This is a genomic window from Flavobacterium sp. (genome assembly GCF_031409475.1).
GTDB lineage: Bacteria > Bacteroidota > Bacteroidia > Flavobacteriales > Flavobacteriaceae > Flavobacterium.
In genome coordinates, this window is sequence record NZ_JANNXH010000014.1 from 106619 (window position 1) to 112618 (window position 6000).

Annotated in this window: 5 protein-coding genes; 2 read left to right on the forward strand and 3 right to left on the reverse strand. The window is 36.2% G+C overall.

From position 1 onward, the window contains the following. Positions 1 to 168 precede the first annotated feature (168 nt). Positions 169 to 1875 (forward strand): lysine--tRNA ligase, encoded by a 1707-nt coding sequence (lysS, locus tag RMO53_RS02955; protein WP_310377897.1) that lies wholly within the window; start codon positions 169 to 171, stop codon positions 1873 to 1875. 132 nt (positions 1876 to 2007) lie between these two features. Further along, entirely contained in the window at positions 2008 to 2418 is a 411-nt protein-coding gene (locus RMO53_RS02960; protein WP_310377899.1) for a hypothetical protein, read from the forward strand. Between the two features lie 65 nt (positions 2419 to 2483). Here the strand turns inward: RMO53_RS02960 and hemL are convergent, their stop codons facing one another. Genes hemL through RMO53_RS02975 form a run of 3 tightly spaced genes read right to left on the reverse strand, consistent with a single transcriptional unit; the run spans position 2484 to position 5579 of the window. Continuing rightward, positions 2484 to 3770 carry a glutamate-1-semialdehyde 2,1-aminomutase gene (hemL, locus tag RMO53_RS02965; protein ID WP_310377901.1) on the reverse strand — a complete coding sequence of 429 codons (1287 nt, stop codon included), beginning with the start codon at positions 3768 to 3770 and terminating at the stop codon, positions 2484 to 2486. Positions 3771 to 3823: 53 nt separating this feature from the next. Next, positions 3824 to 4681, reverse strand: coding sequence for a glucosaminidase domain-containing protein (locus tag RMO53_RS02970; RefSeq protein WP_310377903.1), 858 nt, complete (start codon positions 4679 to 4681; stop codon positions 3824 to 3826). Beyond that, complete coding sequence (locus tag RMO53_RS02975) at positions 4674 to 5579, reverse strand: pyridoxal-phosphate dependent enzyme (RefSeq protein ID WP_310377906.1); 906 nt, start codon at positions 5577 to 5579, stop codon at positions 4674 to 4676. Before RMO53_RS02975 ends, RMO53_RS02970 begins: the two co-directional genes overlap by 8 nt. Positions 5580 to 6000: the final 421 nt, after the last annotated feature.

The following is a 6000-nucleotide window of genomic DNA, read 5'->3' on the forward strand; positions in this document are numbered from 1 at the left end:
GCCGCGGCGAACTGGAAGCCTGTAAACAAGATATAGCGAATAGCGGGACGAGTCGTGATGAAGAACCCAATATTTATGCTCCTAAAAGATCTAAAATCTGCTCCCTAAATTTCGGGACTGAAATCTGCAATCTATTTGTTATCTTTGCACTCTTAAAATCAGCATACAATGGCATTATCAGAACAAGAAATCCTTCGTAGAGAAGCACTCACCGAATTACGCAATTTAGGCATTGAGCCTTATCCTGCAGCCGAATTTATCACAACCGCATATTCTAGCGAAATTCTATCCGATTTCGAGAAATACGAAGGAAAAGAAGTTGTTCTTGCCGGTCGTTTGATGGGGAAAAGAATTATGGGGAAAGCCTCGTTTGCCGAGTTGAAAGATGCCGAAGGACGCATTCAAATCTATGTTTCTAGAGATGATATTTCTATAGATGAAGAAAAAACAATGTATAATGTGGTTTTCAAAAAACTATTAGATATTGGCGATTTTATTGGTATTCGTGGTACGGTTTTCAAAACCCAAGTGGGCGAAATTTCGGTTCATGTATATGGATTAACGGTTTTGGCGAAAGCCTTAAAACCACTTCCCGTAGTAAAAACTGATGCTGACGGAAAAACACACGATGCCTTTTCGGATCCAGAACAAAGATACCGCCGCCGTTATGTGGATTTAATTGTAAACGATCACGTAAAAGATACCTTTGTAAAAAGAACGAAAATCACCAATACGATTCGGACTTTCTTGAACGAAAAAGGTTATTTAGAGGTCGAAACTCCCATTTTACAACCTATTCCCGGTGGTGCTTCGGCAAAACCATTTGTTTCCCATCACAATGCGTTGAATATTCCTTTGTATTTGAGAATTGCAAACGAATTGTATCTAAAGCGGCTCATTGTCGGTGGTTTTGATGGGGTTTATGAGTTTGCCAAAGATTTCAGAAATGAAGGAATGGATCGAACGCACAATCCAGAATTTACCGTTTTGGAATTTTATGTGGCGTATAAAGATTACCATTGGATGATGAACACGACCGAAGCATTGCTCGAAAAAATCGCAGTCAATGTTCACGGTGTTTCACAAGTTACTGTGGGAGATAAAAAAATAGATTTCAAAGCGCCTTATCCTAGAGTTCCCATTTTGCAAGCTATAAAAGAGCATACCGGTTTTGATGTTGCTGGAATGAACCAAGAGCAATTGCTGGAAGTGGCTAAAAAATTGCACCTCGACGTTGACGCTACAATGGGCGTTGGGAAATTAATCGACGAGATTTTTGGTGAAAAATGCGAACATTTGTATGTGCAACCTACTTTTATTACTGATTACCCCAAAGAAATGTCTCCATTGTGCAAACAGCATCGCGACAATCCCGATTTGACAGAGCGTTTTGAATTGATGGTCAACGGAAAAGAATTAGCCAACGCTTATTCTGAATTAAACGACCCAATTGACCAGCGCGAACGCTTTGAAGAGCAAATGCGTTTGTCTGAAAAAGGAGATGACGAAGCCATGTTTATTGACCAAGATTTTATACGTGCGTTAGAATATGGTATGCCACCAACATCAGGAATCGGAATCGGAATTGATAGACTAGCGATGTTAATGACCAATAATTCTTCGATACAAGAAGTGTTGTTTTTTCCGCAAATGCGACCAGAGAAATCAAAGGTTCAAGTGGAATTATTAGACGAAGAAAAACTAATTATAGATTTATTGAAAACCAATGAGAACAAAATGGATTTGGGTTTATTAAAAGTAAAATCAGATTTGAGTGGCAAGAAATGGGATGCCGCCATGAAAGGCTTGTCAAAACACGGATTGGTAAAAGTAGCGGTTGAAGGCGAAAGTAAAATTGTAGAATTGGTTGGGTAAATAATTTACCCCTAATTATAAATCATAAAAAAGGATTCGCCAAAAGCGAATCTTTTTTTTATAATTATTTGTTAATGCTTAAACCTTTTTTAGTTTACCTCATCTTATTGCTGTAACATAAAAACTTTAGAGATGAAAAAATTATTTATTGCTGCATTATTAGTTGTTGGATTATCAACTGTCGCACAAGAAAGAAAAGAAAGACCAATCAGAGACAACTCCGAAACTTCCAGAGAAAAACTAACTCCAGAACAACGCTCCGAAAAACATTTAAAAAAAATGACATCAGATTTGAACTTGAATGAAAAACAACAAGAACAAGTTGGGAAAATCATTGCAGAACAAGGCGCAAAAAGAGATGCTTTTAGAGCAGGAAAAAAAGCCGAACACGAGGCAATGAAAACAAAAATGGAAGCGGAAAGAACGGCTACTGATGCAAAAATGAAAACCATTTTAACTCCAGAACAATTTGAAAAATGGAGTTCAAACAACGAAAAAAGGAGGTCAAAAATCAAAGAGAAAATGCACGATAAAAGAGGTTAATTCTAATAAAAAGCTTCCAGCCATGAAAAGACTGGAAGTTTTTTTTAAGCTAAAATTTTTATTTTCTAAAAAGTCTTTGAAACTTTATCAATCGCATTTATGGTAAAATCTAAATCCTCATAAGTCAAAGCATCCGTAATAAACCAGGTTTCATAAGCCGATGGTGCAATATAAATTCCTTCTTGCAACAAGCCATGAAAGAATTTTTTGAACGTTTCATTGTCGCCTTTCGCAGCACTTTGAAAATCAAACACAGGATTTTCATCAAAATGTACCGAAATCATAGAACCAATTCTGTTAATGGTAAAAGCAACCTTATTTGCATTTAAAACCCTTTCTATTCCTGCTCCCAAATAAGCCGTTTTATCTTCTAATCTTTTAAAAATTTCTCGGTCAGAATCCAATGCTTGCAACATCGCCAAACCTGCTGCCATCGCTAATGGATTTCCTGATAATGTTCCTGCTTGATACACAGGACCAAGTGGTGCAAGGTAATTCATGATTTCGGCACGAGCTGCAAAAGCACCAACAGGTAAACCGCCACCTATTACTTTCCCAAAACATACAATGTCTGCATTGATGTTAAACAATTCCTGAACGCCACCAAGAGCGAGTCGAAAACCCGTCATCACCTCATCAAAAATTAACAAAATTCCGTTGTCCGAACACATTTGGCGCAAGCCTTCAAGAAATCCTTTATTGGGCGGAATGCAACCCATATTTCCTGCAACTGGTTCTACAATTATGGCTGCGATTTCGTTTTTGTTGGCTTCAATTAAAGCAGAAACGTTATCTAAATCATTGTATTTAGCCAGCAAAGTATCTTTGGCAGTTCCTACAGTTACGCCTGGACTATTTGGTGTTCCAAAAGTAATTGCACCGCTACCGGCTTGTATCAAAAACGAATCCGAATGTCCGTGATAACAACCTGCGAATTTGATGATTTTATCTTTTTTGGTAAATCCACGAGCGAGTCTCACGGCGCTCATACAGGCTTCGGTGCCTGAATTTACAAATCGTATTTTATCAATATTTGGCACCATCGAAACGGCCAAAGATGCTATTTGAGTTTCTAATTCGGTTGGCATTCCAAACGAAGTTCCTAGTTTTGCTTTTTCGATAACTGCAGCAACAACTGGCTGATATGCGTGTCCCAAAATCATTGGTCCCCATGAATTGATATAATCTATTAAGCGATTTCCGTCTTCGTCATACAAATAAGCACCTCTGGCACTTTTGACAAAAATGGGTGTTCCGCCCACTGCTTTGAAGGCACGAACTGGCGAATTTACGCCACCTGGAATTACTTTTTCTGCTTCAGCAAAAAGCTGACTACTGCGTTGATATAACATTTTGATATACGATTTACGATATTTGATTTAGGATTTTGATAATCACTGTACATTTATTTTATAATCAATTTTTGACCTATAGAAAGTGTATTGTCAATAAGATTATTTTTTAGCTTTAATTCCTCCACTGTGAGGTTGAATTTTTTTGAAATAGAATAAAAAGTATCACTTTTTTGTACTTCATATAAGGATAGGTTTGGGTTAATAAAAACCGCACCATTCGATTTTTGTTTTACGATTGACGTATATTTTGTTCCCAAAACTTGCGCATCATATTGGTCCAAATTGTAGCGCTCAATATAGGATATTAATTTGTCAGGATATTTCGGGTCTGTTGCATAACCAGCTGCTTTTAAACCATTTGCCCAAGCCACATAGTCGCCTTTTGGAAGGGAAAATAAACTGGAATATCTTTGTCTTTGGGTTAATATTCTAGCATGATCTTGGAAAGACTCTTCTGGATTATTATATTTTCTAAAGCATTCTTGAGTGGCATCGTCGTCGTGATATGCGGTTTCTCCCGTCCAGTCTTTGTAGCATTTTATTCCAAAATGATTGTTGGCACTCAAAGCCAAATCACCATTTCCTGCACCAGATTCCAGAATTCCTTGTGCCAAAATAATACTCGCTGGAATGCCATAATTTTTCATATTACTCATGGCAATATCCTTATAATGAAAAATATAACCGTTAATAAAATCACTGGTGACAACAGTTTTTGATGTGGATTCAATTGTTTCGGTAGTTGTTTTTTTGACTATTGGTTTGGTTGTATTTGTTTTTCTAGGTGTTGTAACCACAGTTTTATTCGGTGTGATTGTTGTGCTTTTTTTAGTTACGATAACTGATTTTGAAGCTGTACAACTCACTAAAATTGTGATTATAAAAAGTAAAACTATTTTTTTAAACATGGAACTCTATTGTTGGTAATTGTCTGCTTTTTAGTTTGTTATTCATTCCCTGAATGCCTTGTATTCCTCCGGTGTGAATGAGCAAAATTTTCGAATTCTCTGGAAAATAATTCTTGTTTATTAAATCCATAACGCCAAAAACCATCTTACCGGTATAAATTGGGTCTAACGGAATTTCATTTTCTTTATAAAACTGGTTTACAAAAGCGATTAATTCTTGATTTACTTTTGCGTAACCGCCAAAATGATAGTCGGTTATTAATTCCCAATTGTTATTTTGGGCAAAATTACAAATTTCATTTTGTAAAAAGTCACCTTTCAATGCTGGAAATCCTAAAATTTTTTGATGAGGCAAACTGCTGTTTATAATTCCCGAAATGGTTCCGCCAGTTCCAACGGAGCAACAAATATAATCAAACTCAGCATCAGTTTGAGTGAGGATTTCTTGACAACCTTTTATGGCTAACTCGTTTGTTCCTCCTTCGGGAATAAGATAAAATGAGCCAAATTTTTGTTTTAAACTTTCTAAAAAAGCAATTTCGCTTTTTATTCGATAAATTTCTCTAGAAACAAATTCGAATTGCATGCCGCAGTTTTGAGCAAACTGTAAAGTTGGATTCTCCAAAATTTTATCACTCAATTCATCTCCTCGAATAATTCCAATAGTTTTGAATCCTTGCTCTTTTCCTGAAAAAGCTACAGCTGCAATATGGTTGGAGAAAGCTCCACCAAAAGTGAGTATTGTATCTTGGTTTTCTAACTTGACTTGAAGCAAATTGTATTTTAACTTTCGAATCTTGTTCCCCGATACAAAGGGATGCAACAAGTCTTCACGCCTTATATGTAAAGAGATGCTGGCTGATTGCAATTTTATTTTTTGAGTGAGTATTTCCTTCAAAACAAGTAGAATTTGCTGCAAATATACAACACAAAAGGGTTGTGGTAAACTGTTTATACTTTGAATTTATTTAAAAAAATTTTAGGACTTTGTCAATTCTGACGCAAGAAAAATTGCAACAAAAACCAGCTAGTTATTTGTCATTCTGACGCAGGAAGAATCTCATATATTACTCCCCCGTTTGTTGAGATTCTTCCTACGTCAGAATGACAAATAGTCGGCTAGTTAGTATTAAAAAATACCCTTATGAATGAAACAACTTTTCCTTAAACATACTCCAAAAATCTCCACAACGATTTATGTTTTAGATAATCGAGGTTTTGCTCATTGGCGTAAGCTTCGCGTTCAAAACTGATGTTTCTGTAAGCCAAATTTCTATTTTTATAGCGCATCAACTTAACGAAATACTCCAAAACATACC

What these genes read in the sequence shown, in the direction of transcription:
- lysS (WP_310377897.1), top strand. Translation starts at nt 169, where the DNA reads ATGGCATTATCAGAACAAGAAATCCTTCGTAGAGAAGCACTCACCGAA.
- RMO53_RS02960 (WP_310377899.1), top strand. Translation starts at nt 2,008, where the DNA reads ATGAAAAAATTATTTATTGCTGCATTATTAGTTGTTGGATTATCAACT.
- hemL (WP_310377901.1), bottom strand. Translation starts at nt 3,770, where the DNA reads ATGTTATATCAACGCAGTAGTCAGCTTTTTGCTGAAGCAGAAAAAGTA.
- RMO53_RS02970 (WP_310377903.1), bottom strand. Translation starts at nt 4,681, where the DNA reads ATGTTTAAAAAAATAGTTTTACTTTTTATAATCACAATTTTAGTGAGT.